General features: G+C 57.6%; 19 protein-coding genes and 1 pseudogene. 14 read left to right on the plus strand and 6 right to left on the minus strand.

The genetic code is table 11. From position 1 onward, the window contains the following. Window positions 1-46: 46 nt before the first annotated feature. Window positions 47-904 (plus strand): LysR substrate-binding domain-containing protein, encoded by an 858-nt coding sequence (locus tag AB4N85_RS12565; protein WP_217852083.1) that lies wholly within the window; start codon window positions 47-49, stop codon window positions 902-904. A gap of 177 nt (window positions 905-1,081) precedes the next feature. Here the strand turns inward: AB4N85_RS12565 and AB4N85_RS12570 are convergent, their stop codons facing one another. Then, the gene (locus tag AB4N85_RS12570; RefSeq protein ID WP_252876638.1) at window positions 1,082-1,750 is read right to left on the minus strand and encodes a ribonuclease T2; all 669 of its coding nucleotides are present in this window, start codon (window positions 1,748-1,750) and stop codon (window positions 1,082-1,084) included. A gap of 164 nt (window positions 1,751-1,914) precedes the next feature. On the opposite strand from AB4N85_RS12570, the gene AB4N85_RS12575 reads away from it, so the two are divergent. The 8 genes from AB4N85_RS12575 (at window position 1,915) to AB4N85_RS12610 (ending at window position 8,224) form a co-directional block, all read left to right on the plus strand. After that, window positions 1,915-2,385 (plus strand): hypothetical protein, encoded by a 471-nt coding sequence (locus AB4N85_RS12575; protein ID WP_095182417.1) that lies wholly within the window; start codon window positions 1,915-1,917, stop codon window positions 2,383-2,385. Window positions 2,386-2,486: 101 nt separating this feature from the next. Next, window positions 2,487-4,184 carry a copper resistance system multicopper oxidase gene (locus AB4N85_RS12580; protein ID WP_095182415.1) on the plus strand — a complete coding sequence of 566 codons (1,698 nt, stop codon included), beginning with the start codon at window positions 2,487-2,489 and terminating at the stop codon, window positions 4,182-4,184. Between the two features lie 11 nt (window positions 4,185-4,195). Beyond that, the gene (locus AB4N85_RS12585; protein ID WP_460068237.1) at window positions 4,196-5,065 is read left to right on the plus strand and encodes a copper resistance protein B; all 870 of its coding nucleotides are present in this window, start codon (window positions 4,196-4,198) and stop codon (window positions 5,063-5,065) included. 32 nt (window positions 5,066-5,097) lie between these two features. Next, complete coding sequence (gene copC / locus AB4N85_RS12590) at window positions 5,098-5,472, plus strand: copper homeostasis periplasmic binding protein CopC (RefSeq protein ID WP_056791417.1); 375 nt, start codon at window positions 5,098-5,100, stop codon at window positions 5,470-5,472. Window positions 5,473-5,475: 3 nt separating this feature from the next. Next, on the plus strand, window positions 5,476-6,345 hold the full coding sequence (copD, locus tag AB4N85_RS12595) for a copper homeostasis membrane protein CopD (protein ID WP_323621292.1): 870 nt from the start codon (window positions 5,476-5,478) through the stop codon (window positions 6,343-6,345). A gap of 58 nt (window positions 6,346-6,403) precedes the next feature. Further along, on the plus strand, window positions 6,404-7,189 hold the full coding sequence (locus AB4N85_RS12600) for a transporter substrate-binding domain-containing protein (RefSeq protein WP_056791423.1): 786 nt from the start codon (window positions 6,404-6,406) through the stop codon (window positions 7,187-7,189). A 178-nt stretch (window positions 7,190-7,367) separates the two neighbouring features. After that, on the plus strand, window positions 7,368-7,802 hold the full coding sequence (locus AB4N85_RS12605; RefSeq protein WP_315435434.1) for a YeeE/YedE family protein: 435 nt from the start codon (window positions 7,368-7,370) through the stop codon (window positions 7,800-7,802). Window positions 7,803-7,804: 2 nt separating this feature from the next. Beyond that, window positions 7,805-8,224, plus strand: coding sequence for a DUF6691 family protein (locus tag AB4N85_RS12610; protein ID WP_076563632.1), 420 nt, complete (start codon window positions 7,805-7,807; stop codon window positions 8,222-8,224). A gap of 58 nt (window positions 8,225-8,282) precedes the next feature. Here the strand turns inward: AB4N85_RS12610 and rimA are convergent, their stop codons facing one another. From rimA to AB4N85_RS12630, 4 genes and pseudogenes are all read right to left on the minus strand, one after another. Beyond that, entirely contained in the window at window positions 8,283-9,092 is an 810-nt protein-coding gene (gene rimA / locus AB4N85_RS12615) for a S6 modification regulatory phosphodiesterase RimA (RefSeq protein ID WP_460068242.1), read from the minus strand. A 141-nt stretch (window positions 9,093-9,233) separates the two neighbouring features. Then, window positions 9,234-10,106, minus strand: coding sequence for a methyl-accepting chemotaxis protein (locus AB4N85_RS12620; RefSeq protein WP_370695147.1), 873 nt, complete (start codon window positions 10,104-10,106; stop codon window positions 9,234-9,236). 33 nt (window positions 10,107-10,139) lie between these two features. After that, window positions 10,140-11,261, minus strand: a pseudogene (locus AB4N85_RS12625) (methyl-accepting chemotaxis protein); the annotation flags it as partial. A 360-nt stretch (window positions 11,262-11,621) separates the two neighbouring features. Next, window positions 11,622-11,984: a DUF6124 family protein gene (locus AB4N85_RS12630; RefSeq protein ID WP_016775441.1), complete on the minus strand. Its 363-nt coding sequence runs from the start codon at window positions 11,982-11,984 to the stop codon at window positions 11,622-11,624. A 526-nt stretch (window positions 11,985-12,510) separates the two neighbouring features. Here AB4N85_RS12630 and dusA point away from each other — a divergent pair. Both dusA and AB4N85_RS12640 read left to right on the plus strand, forming a co-directional pair. Next, window positions 12,511-13,497, plus strand: coding sequence for a tRNA dihydrouridine(20/20a) synthase DusA (gene dusA, locus AB4N85_RS12635; RefSeq protein ID WP_460068244.1), 987 nt, complete (start codon window positions 12,511-12,513; stop codon window positions 13,495-13,497). Window positions 13,498-13,524: 27 nt separating this feature from the next. After that, the gene (locus tag AB4N85_RS12640; RefSeq protein ID WP_353188501.1) at window positions 13,525-13,944 is read left to right on the plus strand and encodes a DUF2388 domain-containing protein; all 420 of its coding nucleotides are present in this window, start codon (window positions 13,525-13,527) and stop codon (window positions 13,942-13,944) included. On the opposite strand, the gene AB4N85_RS12645 is transcribed toward AB4N85_RS12640, so the two are convergent. Then, window positions 13,945-14,778 (minus strand): undecaprenyl-diphosphate phosphatase, encoded by an 834-nt coding sequence (locus tag AB4N85_RS12645; protein ID WP_016775449.1) that lies wholly within the window; start codon window positions 14,776-14,778, stop codon window positions 13,945-13,947. Window positions 14,779-15,266: 488 nt separating this feature from the next. Between AB4N85_RS12645 and AB4N85_RS12650 the strand changes: the two genes are divergently transcribed. The 3 genes from AB4N85_RS12650 to AB4N85_RS12660 all read left to right on the plus strand — a co-directional run bounded on the left by AB4N85_RS12650 (window position 15,267) and on the right by AB4N85_RS12660 (window position 18,729). Then, window positions 15,267-16,007 carry a winged helix-turn-helix domain-containing protein gene (locus AB4N85_RS12650; protein ID WP_460068247.1) on the plus strand — a complete coding sequence of 247 codons (741 nt, stop codon included), beginning with the start codon at window positions 15,267-15,269 and terminating at the stop codon, window positions 16,005-16,007. A gap of 277 nt (window positions 16,008-16,284) precedes the next feature. After that, window positions 16,285-16,944: a winged helix-turn-helix domain-containing protein gene (locus AB4N85_RS12655; RefSeq protein ID WP_041477289.1), complete on the plus strand. Its 660-nt coding sequence runs from the start codon at window positions 16,285-16,287 to the stop codon at window positions 16,942-16,944. Between the two features lie 390 nt (window positions 16,945-17,334). After that, entirely contained in the window at window positions 17,335-18,729 is a 1,395-nt protein-coding gene (locus AB4N85_RS12660; RefSeq protein ID WP_252867993.1) for an undecaprenyl-phosphate glucose phosphotransferase, read from the plus strand. The last annotated feature ends 4 nt before the right edge of the window (window positions 18,730-18,733 follow it).

Genomic DNA, 18,733 nt, shown 5'->3' on the forward strand with positions numbered 1-18,733 from the left:
TAAACACGCCATCGTCATTCGCAAATCAACTATCAGGAACGCCGCCATGCTGGATCTGGAATTGCTGAAAACCTTTGTCTGCGTGGTCGACGAAGGCAGCTTCACCCGTGCTGCGGAACGTGTGCACCGCACCCAATCGACGGTCAGCCAGCAGGTGCGCAAACTCGAAGATCTGGTCGGCCACCCGCTACTCCTGCGCGACCGCACCGGAGTGAACGTCGCGGTCACCGAACACGGCGAACTGCTGATCCACTACGCGCGCCGATTGCTGGCGCTGTCCGCCGAAGCCACGCAAGCGCTGGCCAGCGACGTCGACCTGGAAGTGCTGCGCATCGGCATGCCGGAAGACTTCGACGCCCGGCGCATGGCGTTGATCCTCGCCGGTTTTACCCGCAACCATCCGCAGGCGCGCCTGGAAACCATCAGCGGCATGAGCCTCGACCTGCGCCAACGCCTCGACGCCGGCGACATCGACATTGCCCTGATCAAACGCGAACCCGACAGCGGCCCGGCATGGGCCACCTGGCCGGAACGACTGGTCTGGGTCAAAGGCACCGACTTCGACACCTCCAGCGGTGTGCTGCCGCTGGCGCTGTTTCCGCAGGGCTGCCTGTACCGACAACGGGCGATTCGCCTGCTCGATGTGGCGCAGCGACCGTGGCGAGTGGCGTTCGGCAGCCACAGCCTGACCGGGATTCAAGCGGCGGTAGCGTCTGGGTTAGGGATTTCGGTTTTGCCGGTTTCGGCGCTATTGCCAGAGCATGAGGTGTGTAGGGATCTGCCGGAGTTGGCGCCGACGGAACTGGCGCTGGTCAGCCGCGAGGGGGTATTGAGTGGGTTGCAGCGGGGGCTGGTGGAGTTTTTGCGTGGGGAATTGGGGGTGGATGCGGGGGGATTTGCCTGAATCCCCCGAGGATCTTTATTCGGGTTTGTTGATTTCGCGGAGGAGGTCGGCGGTGGGGATGTTCATGGTGTTTGAGTAGTAGCGTGGTTCGTATTCATATTCACATTTCAAAATCCTCAGACCAAAAAAACAGGCGCTCACGGGAGCGCCTGTTTTTCCTGGCTCATTACGGATGGCTCACCGTACCGGCGGCACCCGAATATCCCCCGCCCGACACTGCGTCTTCACCCCTTTGCCACACGCGCCGAACTGCAAATCCTTGTCCATGCACACCCGCACTTCCGACAGCTGCGGGCCGCTGCAAATCACCGCAATTCCATCCTCGGAAATACCCGGATTGGCCTTGCGAAACAGATCGACAATTTCCTGCGCTTCGAAGTAGTACGACGTCGAGCCGAACGGCTGTAACGCCTGCGGAATCTTCACCGCGCCGAGGGCCTGATCGGACTTGTCCAGATAGCCCACCGCGCCAAGACCGCTGCAGGTACCGTGCTTGGACCATTCGTGATCGAGGAGTTTTTTCGTCGGGTACATCGTCAGGCCCTTGCTGGTTTCTGCCGCCGATAGCCTGGTCAGCGGTGGGCAGGATTCTGGCCAGCCGCCCTTGGCGTATTGCGGCCACAAACCGTGCAGGACAAAACCATAACCCTTGCCGGTGCACTGCGCGTCGTCCTTGTGCGTCAGACAAAAAGTCGGCGACCAGGACAGCGCCAGCAGGTAGTAGTCGAACACCCCCGCCACCGATTCCGCCTGCGCTTTCATCGATGCCGGCTGACGCGCCGAACTCGTGCCGATGCTACCGGCCGTCAGCGCGATCAGCGCCAGAATTGTAAACAGCTTTTTCATTAACCCGTTCCTTGGGACGCCTGCGTCCGTGGTTTTCGTTGTTGGCCAGACCTGGCCAGTGCTGATTTCGACACGCTTGTATTGCAAGCGCATGACGCAAGGCAAGGCCCTGCGCCGTGCAAAGGTCTACGCTGAACAGGCAGACATCCAACAAGGGAACCGACATGAGTAAAGCAGACGAACTCGCCGCCAGACTCAAGCAGACACGGCACACCCAGGCTGATGCGGTGCTGGAAATCGATTGCTGGCCTGCTCAGGTGTACGACTTGTACCACCGCATTGAGGGCTGGCTGCAACCAGTCACCGAAGTAGGACTGAAGATTCGGCGAAATCCTACGCACGTTTGCGAAAGTTCGCCGGATGGTGAAAGCCACGACTACGCCATAGACCAGTTGGTGATCGAGGCTAATCATCACAGCCTTACGTTCGATCCGATTGCGCGGTTTACCGAGGATGGTTGCGGACGTGTCGAGATCAAGGTACCGGGGCGCGATCAGTCGTTGCTGCGCACGGTTGACGAGCATGGCGAAAGCCATTGGTGGTTGCAGACTATCGAGACCGGCCAGGAGCTGGATGCGATTGCGCTGACGGAAAACAATCTGCTGCAAGTGGTGCAGCAAGGGCTGGGCCTGTAAGGCGTCCGAGTCAACTGACAAAACTGTAATGTTCGCCTCAGCCACTGAAAGCTGAGGCTGGCTAGTCTCTCTGTCATGAGTCAGACGGGGATTTCCAGCGCATGCCTTCCACTCCAACAAGACGTACCTTTGTCAAAGGCCTGGCCGCTGGCAGCGTGCTCGCAGGCCTCGGGCTGTGGCGTACACCGGTCTGGGCGCTGAACGGCGCCGCCCCCCTCAACGAACTGAGCGGCAACGAATTCGAGTTGTTCATCGGCGAAACTCCGGTCAATTTCACGGGTTCCGCACGCACGGCGATGACCATCAACGGCAGCCTGCCCGGCCCGCTGTTGCGCTGGCGCGAAGGCGATACCGTGACGCTGCGGGTGCGAAACCGGCTCACGGCTGACACCTCGATTCACTGGCACGGCATTCTCCTGCCGGCGAACATGGACGGCGTACCGGGCCTGAGCTTCCACGGCATTGAACCGGGCGGCGTGTATGTCTACCAATTCAAGGTCCGGCAGCACGGCACCTACTGGTATCACAGCCATTCCGGCTTACAGGAGCAGGCCGGCGTCTACGGGCCGCTGGTCATTGAGGCTAAAGAGCCGGAGCCGTTCCAGTACGATCGCGACTACGTGGTGATGCTCAGCGACTGGACCGACGAAGACCCGGCCAGCCTGATTAAGACCCTGAAAAAACAGTCCGACTACTACAACTTCCACAAACGCACCGTCGGCGATTTTATCGACGATGTCAGTGAAAAAGGCTGGGGCGCCACGGTCGCCGATCGCAAGATGTGGGCGCAAATGAACATGAATCCCACCGACATTGCCGACGTCAGTGGCGCCACGTATACCTTTTTGATCAACGGCCAGGCCCCCGATGACAACTTCACCTGGCTGTTCCGTCCCGGCGAAAAACTGCGCCTGCGCCTGATCAACGGCTCGGCCATGACCTATTTCGATGTGCGCATTCCGGGACTGAAGATGACGGTGGTGGCTGCCGATGGCCTGTACGTCAAACCGGTCAGCGTCGATGAACTGCGTATCGCAGTGGCCGAGACCTATGACGTGATCGTCGAACCTGAAAGCGAGGCCTATACCCTCTTCGCTCAAGCGATGGATCGCACTGGCTACGCCCGTGGCACTCTCGCCACACGCGCCGGCATGTCGGCAGCAGTGCCGGCGCTGGATCCGCGTCCGTTGGTGAGCATGGACGACATGGGCATGGGCGGCATGGATCACGGCAGCATGGACATGAGCACCATGGATCACTCCGCCATGGGCCCGATGCAAGCCCATCCCGACAGTGAAAACAACAATCCGCTGGTGGACATGCAGGCCATGATCACCGCGCCAAAGCTTGACGACCCAGGCCTCGGCCTGCGCAACAACGGCCGCCGAGTGCTGACCTACGCCGACCTGCGCAGCACCTTCGAGGACCCGGACGGCCGCGATCCGGGCCGCACGATAGAGCTGCACCTGACCGGCCACATGGAGAAATTCGCCTGGTCGTTCAACGGCATCAAATTCTCCAATGCCGAGCCTTTACGGCTGAAATACGGCGAGCGCATCCGCTTGGTGCTGGTCAACGACACCATGATGACCCACCCGATCCACCTTCACGGGATGTGGAGCGATCTGGAAGACGAAAACGGCAACTTTCAGGTGCGCAAACATACCATCGACATGCCGCCCGGCAGCCGCCGCAGCTATCGCGTCACCGCCGACGCCCTCGGCCGCTGGGCCTATCACTGTCATCTGCTTTATCACATGGAAACGGGCATGTTCCGCGAAGTGCGGGTGGAAGAATGAAGAGGTCCATCATGACTCGACTCAGCGTGTTTCCGCTGCTGCTCGCCGGCACCTCAGCCATGGCCGCCGACGACATGCACGGTATGGATCACAGCCAGATGCCCGGGATGGATCATTCGGCAATGCAAAGCATGGACGACGGCATGATGCAGCCCGCCGCGCCCAGCGAAAGCCGCACGCCGATTCCGTCTGTGACCGCCGCCGACCGCGCTGCGGTGTTCGCCAGCCCCGGCGGTCATCAGGTGCATGACAGCGTCATCAACAGTTACTTTCTTGCCGACAAACTCGAATGGCAGAACGCCGATGACGGCAGCGCTTTGGCCTGGGACCTGTCCGGCTGGATCGGCGGGGATACCGATCGGCTGTGGCTGCGCTCTGAAGGCGAGCGCAACAACGGCAAGACCGAAGACGCGGAAATTCAAGCTCTGTGGGGCCATGCCATTTCGCCATGGTGGGACGTGGTCAGCGGCGTGCGTCAGGACTTCAAACCCGGCGCACCGCAAACCTGGGCCGCGTTCGGTCTGCAAGGCATGGCGCTGTACAACTTCGAGGCCGAAGCCACGGCTTTCCTTGGCGAGGGCGGCCAGAGCGCGGTACGTCTGGAGGGCGACTACGACATCCTGCTGACCAATCGACTGATCCTGCAGCCGACCGCTGAACTGAATATCTACGGTAAGAACGATCCGCAGCGAGGCATCGGCTCAGGGTTGTCCAATACCGAGGCGGGCCTGCGGTTGCGCTATGAAATCCGCCGCGAATTCGCGCCTTATATCGGCGTGACGTGGAATCGCACTTACGGCAACACCGCCGACTATGCCCGCGAAGAAGACGAGGATCGCAGTGAGGCGCGCCTCGTCCTAGGCGTCAGGCTGTGGTTCTGAATTCTTCTACAAAAACAAACCGGAGACCTTGCATGCGCACATTAACCCTGCCCCTGATATTCGCCAGCGGATTGCTCCTGAGCACCCTCGCCCAGGCCCATCCGAAACTGCTTTCGTCAACGCCAGCCGAAGGCGCGGAAGGCGCCGCGCCGGGCAGGATCGAGCTGCACTTTTCCGAGAACCTGGTCACGCAATTCTCCGGGGCCAAACTGGTAATGACCGAAATGGGTGGCATGGCTCACTCGCCGATGCCGATGAAAGCCAAAGTCAGCGCCAGCAGCGATCCGAAAACCATGCTGATCACCCCGCTCGCCCCGCTGCCTGCCGGCACCTATCAGGTGCAGTGGCGCGCGGTGTCCGCAGACACGCACCCGATCACCGGTAACGTCACGTTCAAAGTGAAGTGAACAATGGCGGACCTGCTCAACATCATCCTGCGGTTCGCCTTGTATGTGGATTTGCTGCTGTTGTTCGGGCTGGCGTTGTTTGGCTTGTACAGCTTTAACACGTTGCTGCAGTTCCGTCGGTTATTGCGGGGCATGGCAGTGACAGGGGCATTGCTGTCAGTGGCCGGGCTGGTGCTGATGACCCGCGCCATGAGTGGCGAAACACAGCTCGCGGCGTTGTGGCCGCACCTGCAGATGATGGTGTTGGAAACGGACGTCGGCCTGGCGTGGGCACTGCGGATGACAGCGCTGGCCATCGTGGTGATCCGGCCGGGTCTGTGGCCAGCGTCGTTGGCAGGCGCCATTGCTCTCGCTTCGCTGGCGTGGAGCGGGCATGGCGCGATGGACGAAGGATGGCTGCGGTTCTGGCACTTTCTCAGCGACATCTTGCACTTGCTTGCGGCGGGAGCGTGGTTGGGTGCCTTGCTGGCGCTGGTGTTGATGGTGAGCGGGCGGATCGGTGATACACGCCTTCGCTTGATAGCCGATGCAGTGAAACGCTTCGAATGGGTGGGCGCTGTGATCGTGCTGACGGTGTCGGTCACCGGCGTGATGAATTATCTTTTCATCGTCGGCCCAAGGCTCGACGGAGTGCTGTTCGGCACTTACGGGCTGCTGCTGGCGATCAAGGTGCTGGCGTTCGCCGTGATGCTGGTGCTGGCTGCGTTGAACCGCTTTCATCTTGGACCGTCACTGCAACGATCGCTGCGCGACGGCCAGCACCTCATCGCCGCGAACGCGCTGCGGCGCAGTGTGGTGATGGAGCTGGCCCTTGCCCTGTTGATCGTGGCGCTGGTGGCGTGGCTCGGCACATTGAGTCCGGACCCGGGATGACACCCGTGGAAGGCTTTCACTACACTGGGCCACCTTCCCTTTCAGAAGCCCGATCTCAATGACAACACTAAAAAGCACGATGATCCTCGGCGGCCTGCTGACCCTGGCGACTGGCGCTCACGCCGACCCGGCCTCGTCTCACCTCGACAGCATTCAGCAACAAGGCCAGTTACGCGTCTGCACCACCGGCGACTACAAGCCCTACACCTTCAAGCGCAGCGACGGCGACTTCGAAGGCATCGACATCAGCATGGCCCGCTCCCTGGCCGACAGTCTCGGCGTCAAGGTGCAATGGGTGCAGACCACCTGGAAAAACCTGATGCCCGACATGCAGGCCGGCAAATGCGACATTGGCATGGGGGGCATCTCGGTCACATTGGAACGGCAGAAAAAAGCCTACTTCAGCAACACCCTCGATACCGACGGCAAAATCCCGCTGGTGCGCTGCGCCGACCAGTCCAAATACCAGACCATCGACCAGATCAACCAGCCCAACGTGCGCTTGGTGGAACCTGCCGGCGGCACCAACGAAGCCTTCGTCCACGCCTTCCTGCCCAAGGCGCAACTGGCCCTGCACGACAACGTGACGATCTTCCAGCAACTGCTCGACAACAAGGCCGACGTGATGATCACCGACGCCTCGGAAGCGCTGTATCAGCAGAAACTCAAACCCGGTTTGTGCGCGGTGAATCCGCATCAATACATGCAATACGGCGAGAAGGCTTATCTGCTGCCGCGCGATGACATCAGTTGGAAACTGTATGTCGATCAGTGGCTGCATTTGAGCAAGGTCACTGGCAAGTATCAGCAGACGTTGAGTGAGTGGATTGCGGTGCCGCAGTAAGCCACGGAACCCGGCGGACGCGCGCATTGAGGGAACCGTTCGCTCAATGCACGCGTTGGAGAAAAGTGGCAGCCGTGATTCAAAAAGCAGACAAGGCCTACACTGAAATCACAGCGACACGTTCGCTTCTGCCGAGAGGCAAACCGCACATCAACCACTACTGCGCTCGAGGCATCCCATGAATGTCGACTGGCTCAATTTCACGCCTTGGTCTTCCCTTGCCGGCGGCGCGCTGATCGGTATGGCCGCGAGTCTGTTCGTGGTCGGCAATGGGCGTATTGCCGGCATCAGCGGCCTGATCGGCAGCCTGCTGCAAAGCAATCGTGAAGGCGCCAGTGAGAAGGCGCTGTTCATCCTAGGCCTGTTGGTGGCGCCACTGCTGTGGGGATTGTTCAAGGCGTTACCGCTGATCGAGTTCCAGAGCGGCTGGTCAGGGCTGATTCTCGCAGGGTTACTCGTAGGGCTTGGCACACGCTACGGCTCAGGTTGCACCAGCGGCCATGGCGTTTGTGGCATATCGCGCCTTTCGCCACGTTCGATGCTCGCCACTGCCTGCTTTATGCTCAGCGGGTTCTGCACCGTATTTGTCCTGCGCCATCTGACGGGAGTCTGAACGTGCTCAAACTCAATGCATTCCTGGCCGGCCTGCTGTTCGGCGTCGGATTACTTCTGGCGGGCATGGCCAATCCGACGAAAGTCCTGGCGTTCCTCGACGTGGCCGGGGCCTGGGATCCCTCGCTGGCATTGGTCATGGTGGGCGCCATTGCCATCGCTATCGGCCCGCTGACCTGGGCACGCCGGCAACGCAAATCCGTACTGGGCAACCCCATGCAACTACCCGCCCGAAAAGAGCTGGACCGACGTCTGGTTGGTGGCAGCCTGCTGTTCGGGGTCGGTTGGGGGATAGCCGGCATCTGCCCCGGCCCGGCAGTGACCATCCTGTTGACGGGCCACTGGCAGGCAATCGTTTTCGTATTGGCGATGCTGGCAGGCATGGGGCTATTTACGCTGCTGGAAACCCGACGCAACCCGTGACCGCAGAACGACCGACATTCAGGCGCATAGCACCCACGGCAGCCATTGTTGGTGGCTGTCAATGTTTTGCAGAAGAGCGCGGATTGGATGATCTCCCCAGCCACGCACTCGTCGAGATCTGCGCCAACGATTTGAACGAGGGCCTGGCGAACCAGTAGCCCTGCATCAGATAAATGCCGCAATCGGCGAGAAAGTCTCTTTCCTCGGCCTCTTCTATGCCCTCGGCGATCACTTCCACGCCTAACTCTCTACACATGTTCACCACGTTGCGCACGATGGTCTGGCGTACGCGGTCACGGTGAATATTGCGGATCAGCGCCATATCCAGCTTGATCAGGTCCGGTTGAAAATCCGCCAACAAATTAAGGCCGGAATAGCCTGCGCCAAAGTCGTCGATGGCCGTCTTGAAACCAAACTCACGATACTCACGCAAGATATTCATCAAGTGTTTGTTGCTTTCGACGTGCTCGCCTTCCACTGCTTCGAAGATCAGCCGCTCCAGCGGAAAGCCGTATGTGCGCGCCGCTTCCAATGTGCTGCGGATACACATTTCCGGACGGTACACGGCGTTCGGCAGAAAGTTGATCGACAGGTACTGCGTCATGCCTAACTCAGCCGCCGTGGAAATCGCCCGCACACGACACAGTTGATCGAATCGATAACGGTTCTGATCGTCCACCTGCTCGAGGACAGACAAGGCGCCTTCACCGTTTACGCCGCGAACCAACGCTTCATGGGCAAACGTCGTTTGATCGCGCAGATCCACAATGGGCTGGAAAGCGAAGGCGAAATCCATCTCTGGCACACCTTTGTTTCTACAGCCCTGGCAGCCACCGGGAGACGCGAATGATTTTGGAAAGTCGGTCATGAACCACCTGATGACGGCGTGCAACCTTCCATGGCGATAAATAAAACAGCTGCTGGCCTTAGTTATCTGCAAACAAGGCAATAACTGTAGCCCTGCGGCGCCTGAATAGTTGAAGGCACCGCGTGCGCCAAGTTGAAAAGATCAGGTGCGGAAATGCGCGGTCATTCGCTGCAGGTCCTGCCCCAGGGACGCCAATTCGATCGTCGCCGCCGCACTTTCTTCGCTGGCGACAGCCGACTGGTCAGCCACATCACGCACACTGACAATGCTGCGGTTGATTTCGTCGGCCACGGCACTTTGCTGCTCGGCGGCGGCCGAGATCTGCAGACTCATCTCCTGGATCGTACCGATGGACTGATTGATCTCGGTAATCGCCAATTCGGCCTTCTGCGCCAGTACCACCGTATCGAGGGTGCGCTCGCGGCTTGAGGTCATCAGCGTCGCGGCCGCTTGCGTGCCTTGTTGCAGGGTAACGATCAGCGCTTCAATTTCCTTGGTCGAGTCCTGCGTGCGCTGCGCCAGCGAGCGCACTTCGTCTGCCACCACAGCAAAACCACGACCCTGCTCTCCCGCCCGCGCGGCTTCGATAGCGGCGTTCAACGCGAGCAGATTGGTCTGCTCGGCGACGGCTTTGATAACATCGATGACTTTGCCGATCTGCTCGCTGTCCTGAGTCAGCACGTTCATCGCACCGCCCAACTCCTCAATGGCCATGGCAAGTTCGCTGATCTGCACCGTCGCCTGCTTGACCACCGTGCTGCCATGGCGCGCCTGCTGATCGGCGAGGGTCGCGGCAGCGGAGGCATCGGTGGTGTTACGCGCAACTTCCTGCACCGTCGAAGCCATTTCGTGCATCGCTGTGGCAACTTGATCCACTTCACTTTTTTGCTGACGTACACCTGCGCTGGTCTGCTCGCTCATGGCCGAGAGCTTTTCCGCAGAGGTGGAAATCTGCGTGACGCCATTGCCGATACCTTGCACCAGCGTGTTCAGGTTCTGCGCCATCTCCTGCATCGCATTTTGCAGATCGCCCAACTCATCTTTGCGCGCAGACCTGGCCTGTACCGTCAGGTCGCCTTTGGCAATCCGTCGTGCCAGATCAACCGTCAGCGCTAGCGGCGCAGTGATCTGGCGCGAGATGACCACCGAAGCCAACAGCCCGATCACCAGCGCCAACGCAGTCAATACCGCCATCTGAATAAAAGCCGAATGCTGATCCTCATGTGCAAGGCGCTGCTGGGTGTCCATCAGGCCACTCATGATCTTGTCCATCGCCTTGCTTTCCTGGTCGACCTGCTCGCGCATGTTCTGCTTCTGCTCAAACAGCCCGGCCACTTCCACCAGTACTTCGCGATAACGCCGCATGCCGGCGTGGGCTTCTTCCAGTTGGCTCGACAGCGCCGTCGGCAGGCTGGTGCGCGCCTTGCTGATATCACTCAAGAAGGTATCGATGGTTTCCATCAGCAGTTTTTTGTTCACGTCGTTGGGCACCGCAATGTAACGACGCAACATCAGGCGAAACGTGGTCATGCCATTGCGCAAATCGGCCACCGTGCGCAGCTCCCGAACGCGTTCACCATCGGCAGACGCCAAGGCACTGGTCGTGGTGCCTTCAAGCATGCCGGCAAAAGTTTGCGCGTACTTGTCCGACAGCGCCGTCAGCGGTTTCAGCGCATCGGTGGTCGACTGATCGGCAGCGATCAGCCGTTTGACCTTCTGGTCGTAGGCAACAATCGTGGTTTGCAAAGCCTTCAAGGCTTGCTGGTTTTCAGCGCGGGTCAGTGTATCCAGCGCCTTGCCCACAAGGCCCTGCAAGACATTCAACTGCGCGTTATAGGACTCGGCGAAGGCTGCGTCAGCGGCGGCTTCGTACTGTTTCTCGGACAGACGCATATTTTGCGTAGCGTCATTCAACGTGCCGATCAGACGCGTCGTACTCAAGCGATCAACCAGCACGCTGTTGCTGTTATAGCCAATGAAGGCAACCGCCAAAACGGCCAGCAGAAGAATGCCGAAGCCGGTTCCCAGCTTGCGGGAAACTTTGATGTCACCGAGGAAATTCGATGCTACTGCCATATTCAGCCTCAAACGTCCTGACGCGAAACGCCAGGCACAAAAAATTGATCTCCGGTAACCACAGTCACCGTCCAGACATTCGGGGGTCGTCATCCAGGGCGTAATACGGGACGCTCCAGCGGTCCCGGGAATGCATATGCCTATGCTGTTGAAGCGTCGAAAAGGGACCCGACGCGAGCACCGGTAGACAAACCCAGCACGTCGCAACAGAGCATTTGCACGCTGGAATTATCGTTTCAGCAAAGGTGTCTGGAGGGATGCTATTAATTTTGCGAAAACTTGTACAACTTTATATTTTTGTATAAACGTTGAACTTTTTGAGTGGCGTGATGACGCATTGCCATCATGATTTGTGGCACATCGCTATCGGCGTGAAAAGACGATGAAAATGTCAATGCAGAACCCCGCCCCTCTGCAGCAACGGCGTGCCGCATGCCACAGAGGGACACGGGTTTACGGCTTGATTTCAACCTTATCCAACGCCTGATTCACCGCCAACTCCGCCAACATCACCACCTGCGCAATGCCTAGCGCAGATTTGCGGCGCGAGTTATCCAGCGTCGCGGCAAAGTTGTTGAGCATTTCGGAGGCAGAACCCAGGGTTTCGCAGGCATTGGCCAACAGGGATTCCATGTCGTACTTCGGATTGGCGAGGTACATGCGTTCGGGCGCATCGGTGCTGGCCCTGATTAGGCTGGCGGGAAGGAGATAGTGATCAAGCGCGCGCTCGGCGGCTTCGTGGAGTTTTTTGGAATTGGCGGATTCGTAGGGGGATGCGGGGTCGGTTTCTGGCGGGTTGGGTGTTGGTTTGAACATGGTGTAACTCCTGACGGATTAACGAAAAGGAGCCATCACTCTCGCTACCAAACGAAGGGTGGAGGCCATACGCAGGTTGGTAGACCGGTCGTCAGGAACCCCGGCGCATCCGAAGACGCCCCGCGCATGACCACCATAAAACGAAGACGAGAAACGTCATCGCAAGACAGTAGTCTTGTGCTTCTGACGGAACGGGCTACCAAACCCGACCACTGTTTTCAGTGACCCGGAGACGATAAAACCCGCAGGCTAGACGCACAAGCCGGCGGATTCTGTCTTAGGTGTAGGGGGAGGCGCAAGACAAGGTAGGCTTCGGATAACTTTCACCAGTCAGATTTAAACAAGCGCCTGCGCAATCGTTTAAACGCATACTGAAGGACAGAAAACAGGCAGAAATACACTTCCTCCCATCAGGCCGAGCGCGTCGGAGCCCAGTTCAAACCACAAACAGCGCCTCGCAAGCCTTTGCCTGTTCGCAGACCTGATAAACTCTTGCGCCTTCGCCTTCTTGATCCAGATTCCTCACATGTCCCTACAACCCGTCACACTCTCCCGCCGCTTCTCCGTCGCCCCGATGATGGATTGGACGGACCGCCACTGCCGGTACTTCCTGCGCATCCTGTCCAAGCACGCCCTGCTCTACACCGAAATGGTCACCACCGGCGCGCTGCTCAACGGCGATCACGAACGTTTCCTGCGTCACAACGAAGCCGAGCACCCGCTGGCGTTGCAGCTCGGTGGTAGTGTTCCGCTCGATCTCGCCGCCTGCGCGCGCATGGCTCAGGAGCACGGTTACGACGAGGTGAACCTGAACGTCGGCTGCCCGAGTGATCGTGTGCAAAACAACATGATCGGCGCGTGCCTGATGGGGCATCCGCAGTTGGTGGCGGATTGTGTGAAGGCGATGCGTGATGCGGTGTCAATTCCGGTGACGGTGAAGCACCGCATCGGCATCAATGGGCGCGACAGTTATGCCGAGCTGTGTGATTTCGTCGGTACGGTGCGGGATGCTGGCTGCACGAGTTTTACCGTGCATGCGCGGATTGCGATTCTGGAGGGGTTGTCGCCGAAGGAGAATCGTGACATTCCGCCGCTGCGCTATGACGTGGCGGCGCAGTTGAAGGCGGATTTTCCGGAGCTGGAAATTGTGCTGAACGGCGGGATCAAGACGATAGAGGCCTGCCATGAGCATCTGCAGACGTTCGACGGCGTGATGCTCGGGCGTGAGGCTTATCACAATCCGTATTTACTGGCGGAGGTGGATCAGCAACTGTTCGGCAGTACCGCGCCGGTGATCAGTCGGGCTGAGGCGCTGGCGCAATTGCGGCCGTATATCGCCGAACATCTGCTGGCCGGTGGGGCGATGCATCACATCACTCGGCATGTGCTGGGCCTGGGCACGGGGTTCCCGGGGGCGCGGAAATTCCGGCAGCTGTTGTCGGTGGATATTCACAAGGCCAAGGATCCGCTGGCGTTGCTGGATCAGGCGGCTGAGTTGCTTGAAGGTCGTTGATTGATGATTTGATTGGGCGGGCGGCGCATGAGCGTTGCCCGCTGTTTTGATGTACTGACAGGATGTCTTTTGTTTATGCCCGCGTTTATTTTTTCAGGTTTCAAGCGTTTCACCCTCCTCGCTTTGTTCAGCTTCACTTCCAACGTTTATGCGCACTGCGATGGCTTTTGCATGGGCCGTACCGATACGCCGTGGGAGGTGACGCAGCTTTCCGGCTTCACTTTGGTGTCTTTGATCCTCGCACCTATTTCGTCTAGCCAGGAAACGACCGACAGTCACAAGCGTGTTTACTCTGCCGAGGAGCAAGAAGACGCGCGACTCTATCTGGCCAGCGACGGCATGCTGCAAGCCGCGTATTTCACCTCGGCCTTGCAGCGCTTTCGTCAGGAGTCGTCGGATTCGACGTTAAACGATCTTGCCGTGGCGGCGTTGATCAGCGCGCAGTGATCAGGCGGCCGCTGCGGCGGTCCAGTTGACCCAACCAAACAGCCAGGTTGCCAGAATCAACAAACCAAAACCGATCCGGTACCAGGCGAACGCGGCATAGCTGTGGTTAGCGATAAATTTCAGCAGGCCACGCACGGCGATCATGGCGAAGATGAACGCGGTGACGAAGCCGAGGGCGAAGACTGGCAGGTCGTTGGGTTGGAACAGGTCGCGGTATTTGTAGCCGGAATAAACGGCGGCACCAACCATGGTCGGCATGGCGAGGAAGAACGAGAACTCGGTGGCGGCTTTGCGCGAAAGGCCGAAGAGCAGCCCGCCGATGATGGTCGAGCCGGAACGCGAGGTGCCGGGAATCATCGCCAGGCATTGTACGAAACCGACCTTCAACGCGTGGGACCAGCGCATGTCGTCGACATGTTCGACGCTGACTACATGGCTGCGCTGTTCGGCCCACAACATGACGATGCCGCCAACAACCAAGGCCACCGCAACGGTGATCGGGTTGAACAGGTATTCATGAATCGCGTCGGCGAATAACACGCCGAGGATAACGGCAGGGAAAAACGCGATCAGCAGATTAAGGGTGAAACGTTGCGCGTTGCGCTCGGTGGGCAGGCCTTTGACGATTTCGAAGATCTTCGGACGAAATTCCCAGACCACAGCAAGAATGGCCCCCAGTTGAATAATGATGTTGAACGCCATCGCGCGTTCGCCGCCAAACTCGAGCAGGTCGGCGACAATAATCTGGTGGCCGGTACTTGAAATGGGCAAGAACTCGGTCAAGCCTTCTACCGCGCCTAATATCAACACCTGGAAAAGGGTCCAGAAATCCATTAATCCTCCGTCAGAGCACTCAGGGTGAGCGACCAGTCAATAACACTCAGGGGTTGAGTATCTGAAGTAATGCATACAGCGATTCGCCGATCCGGAAGAATAGGGTTTATGCAGAGTTAGACTCAAGAGCTGTTAGTAATCGTCGGCCGACGAACTAAACGGAAAAAATTTACATCTATTACAACAAATATTTCAGTTCAGATATGAAGTGTGATCAACCTCACATTGTTGACATGGCCAATCAGTGGCAAAAGGACATAGACAAAGCCATCGCCACAAGCTCAAAATAGTGGCACCATTGCATATAGCCATCATCTACGCGCTAGTTCACAACCCCGAGAAAATCAACTAAAAGCTTGAAAAGCTTAGTTATTGTTAGAAATCTCGGGAGACACGTCTAAAATCCGCGCAAATGTTACCAATTGTCAGTCACAGATAAGAACCGGTGCTTTAACATCCCGATGTCAGCACCTAATTCGAGTCAACGCATGATGCTCTCAGGGAACTTGGCGACGAGAAGTCCGCGCCCGACAAATGATGAATCCGGTGTTCTTGCGCTGGGTCGTACACTGGGTGTGGCTGATCATTTCAGATCGCTGATCGCAAAGCACGTGCAGCCCGATATGACTCTGGAAACAGGTGCTTTCACTAGTTCATATAAGCAGCACGGTTACATCGCTTCCTACCGCGCCATTTTCGTCATCATCGATAGTCCACAAGCTATCGAAGAAAATCTGGCCTTGGTGCAGAACCTGCGCGATGACAACTTGAAGCCGCTTATTTGCGCAATTGTCACCGGCCGCGGTGCCGTCAACAAGATCAAGTATTTTCTCGCCGGGGCGGATGCCTGTATCAAGCTCAACACATTGAGCGATGACAGCGAAGACTTGCTGGCGGAGTTCTTCAACAGCGAAGACTGGCAACGAGATATCAATCTCACGCTTGATCCGACGCGGATCTGCCTGATGGACAGTCGGCGCAAACTGGATATCTCTTTCGCCGAAATGAAGATCCTCGAGGCCTTTGCGCACACCGGCAATCACATTCTGAGTCATGATGAAATCGCCAGCATCATGGGCCTCAACAGCAATTTCTACGATCCTCGGGCACTGGAAAAATCAATCAGTCGCTTGCGTGGAAAAATCAAGGACATGTATGGTACAAACGCGATTCAGAGCATCCGCGGCTACGGCTATCGCCTGATGCGGGGCCTGATATCGACTGCCTGAGTCTCGGGCAGTCTTCCCTTTTGCATACGTACGAAGGATCGTCTGATGCAGCCATATCGTTTCAATTGCGCCTCATACTTATTAAAACTCAAGCACTTGAATGAGCACGGCATCACGCCACATAACAATAAAACTCCATAACATAGCAGCAGATCGAGTGGAATTTATCGATGGCCATTTTCGGCCAGAACCCTGCCTACGATTACTTCCGAGGAAGTCATTGCTCGCCTGCCGATTTATCTTTTAGCCAATTTTGGTGTGTATTTAGGAGAGAGACATGGAAACGAGTACAACCCTCCCCAGAAAATATTTTGTTGTTGTGACGCACAGCACAACGTCGCAACGTGAACTGGAAAGCATCTTGTCCAGTGAGCGTTTCAATTCGTTTGGCACGTCGCAGGCACAAATGTTTGTTGAAGGTGTTGCTTCGCCCTCTTCCGCCCCGATGGTCATGGAGTTCAGTTACCCAAGCCTCAGCCGAAAGAATGTTGCGCGCAGTATCGAACATGATACTCAACGCATACTGGCCACTCTTGAAAATGAATGGCGAGCCGCGCAAACAGACAATCCGTTTCAAAGCTTCCCGACCCGCAGTGCAGAACGCGCTCATATCTCCAATGTCAGCGAGAGCACTGAGCCTTGCAGCGATACCTGGCATCTTGACGATGAACAAGGCGTGCTGCTCAAGGACAATGTTGCGATCAGCCTGACTGGCCTGGAAACCGCGCTGGTGAGGAAAATGCTGAGCCATGAAGAGCGTGTGGTCAGTCGTGATGACCTGATCATCAGTATTGGCCGGGAACCGGAACAATACCGTGGCCTGGAAATGTGCCTGAGCCGGTTGCAGGACAAGTTCAAGAGTGCGAGTAATGGCGAGCGATTGTTCCGTGCCGTAAGAAATCGCGGATATTGCCTGATCCAGGAAGTCGTAGCGTAATCACCGGCGCCACTAAAACCGAGACAAACAGATATAAAGTGCGACTACAACAACAAGAAGAGCACTCTGTCTGGTTTTCCCTCCCTGATTCAATAAAAGCTTCCCTGCCTCCACCCCGCAACAGTAACAAATACCCCCTCGCCTTTTCATCCCCCGCTCTACGACCTTTTCTAACAGCCATCTATTTAATTATTAAAAAGTTGGCACTGTGCCATCTTGTTAGAACTCGTCAGACACCATTCCCGGCAATAACTTAGTCTATTGGCTGACGACAGTTCGGCTCTCGATGTTGTTACCTCAAGACACTCGCTAAAACAAAAACAATAAGTCTGCATAACAACTCGGCTTTCAACTGTTGAAACCTGAATGGACGTCTTTTGGGGATATCGTATGGATCTTTCTCTCAGTATTAATCGAAGCACGGGCCTCAAGGGACTGACCTTTTGGGGCCAATGGGCGCTGGCACAGGCTTTCGTTGTGACGCTGCTGTTCATCCTCGCTGAACAGCACACCGGCACCGTCGCGTTCTACTACCGAATGTGCGCCACCCTCGCCGTCCTGGCCTCGGTGCCCGCTTACACATTCACGGGTGTTTACCGCAAACGCGACAACTACCTGACCGGCCTCGGCCGCCTGTTCATGGGTTGGTCGATAACCATGGCCGCGCTGGCGTGCATCGCCTTTGTCTGCCAGGCCGATGAGCTGTTTTCCCGTCAGGTGATTCTGAGCTGGGCGGTGTACGGCTTCCTCGGTCAGGCGTTCCTCTACGCGCCGCTGCATGCGTTTTCCAAGTTCTACCAGCGTTCGCGTAAAAGCGAACACCGGACGCTGATTGTCGGCACTGGCGAACTGGCGCTGGGCCTGGCGAAGAAACTCAGCCAACTGGAAAACCTGCCGCTGATCGGGCTGGTCAGCAACGGAGACAAGCCCGCTCTCGGCTCCGATGCACCGCGTGTCGTTGGTGCTCAGGACGAGTTGCTTGAGCTGATCGAAGCCCACGACATCCGTCGTTTGTACATCACCCTGCCCCTGTGCGAAGCCGCGAAGATCGAAGCGATGTATGTCGATTTGCTCGGGGCCAACGTCGATGTGGTGTGGGTGCCGGACTTGAACAGCCTGACCCTGCTCAACCACTCGGTGAAAGTCGTGGACGGCCTGCCGGCGATTTACCTGAACGAAAGCCCGCTGACCAGCCGCCCGACCGCTGCTCTGAGCAAGAGTCTGGTGGAGAAAACCGTGGCGTTCCTGGCGATCATTGCGCTCAGTCCGCTGCTGTTGATCATCGCTCTGGCAGTGAAAATCAACTCGCCCGGCCCGGTGTTTTTCAAGCAGGACCGCCATGGCTGGAACGGCAAGGTGATCAAGGTGTGGAAATTTCGCTCGATGCGTGTTCACGATGACCGTGAAGTGAAACAGGCCAGCCGTAATGACTCGCGCATCACCGCAGTAGGTCGTTTTATCCGCCGTACTTCGCTGGATGAGTTGCCGCAGTTGTTCAACGTGTTGCAGGGGCACATGGCGCTGGTGGGGCCACGGCCGCATGCGGTGGCGCACAACAATTACTACTCGGGCAAGATCCTCGCTTACATGGCGCGTCACCGAATCAAACCGGGCATCACTGGCCTGGCACAGATCAGCGGCTGCCGGGGTGAGACCGACACCATCGACAAGATGCAAAAGCGTGTCGAGATCGACCTGCAGTACATCAACAGCTGGTCGTTGTGGCTGGATCTGAAGATCCTCGTGAAGACGCCGTTTACGTTGTTGTCGAAGGATATTTACTGAGGTT

It is taken from the genome of Pseudomonas sp. H1_G08 (assembly GCF_054681355.1).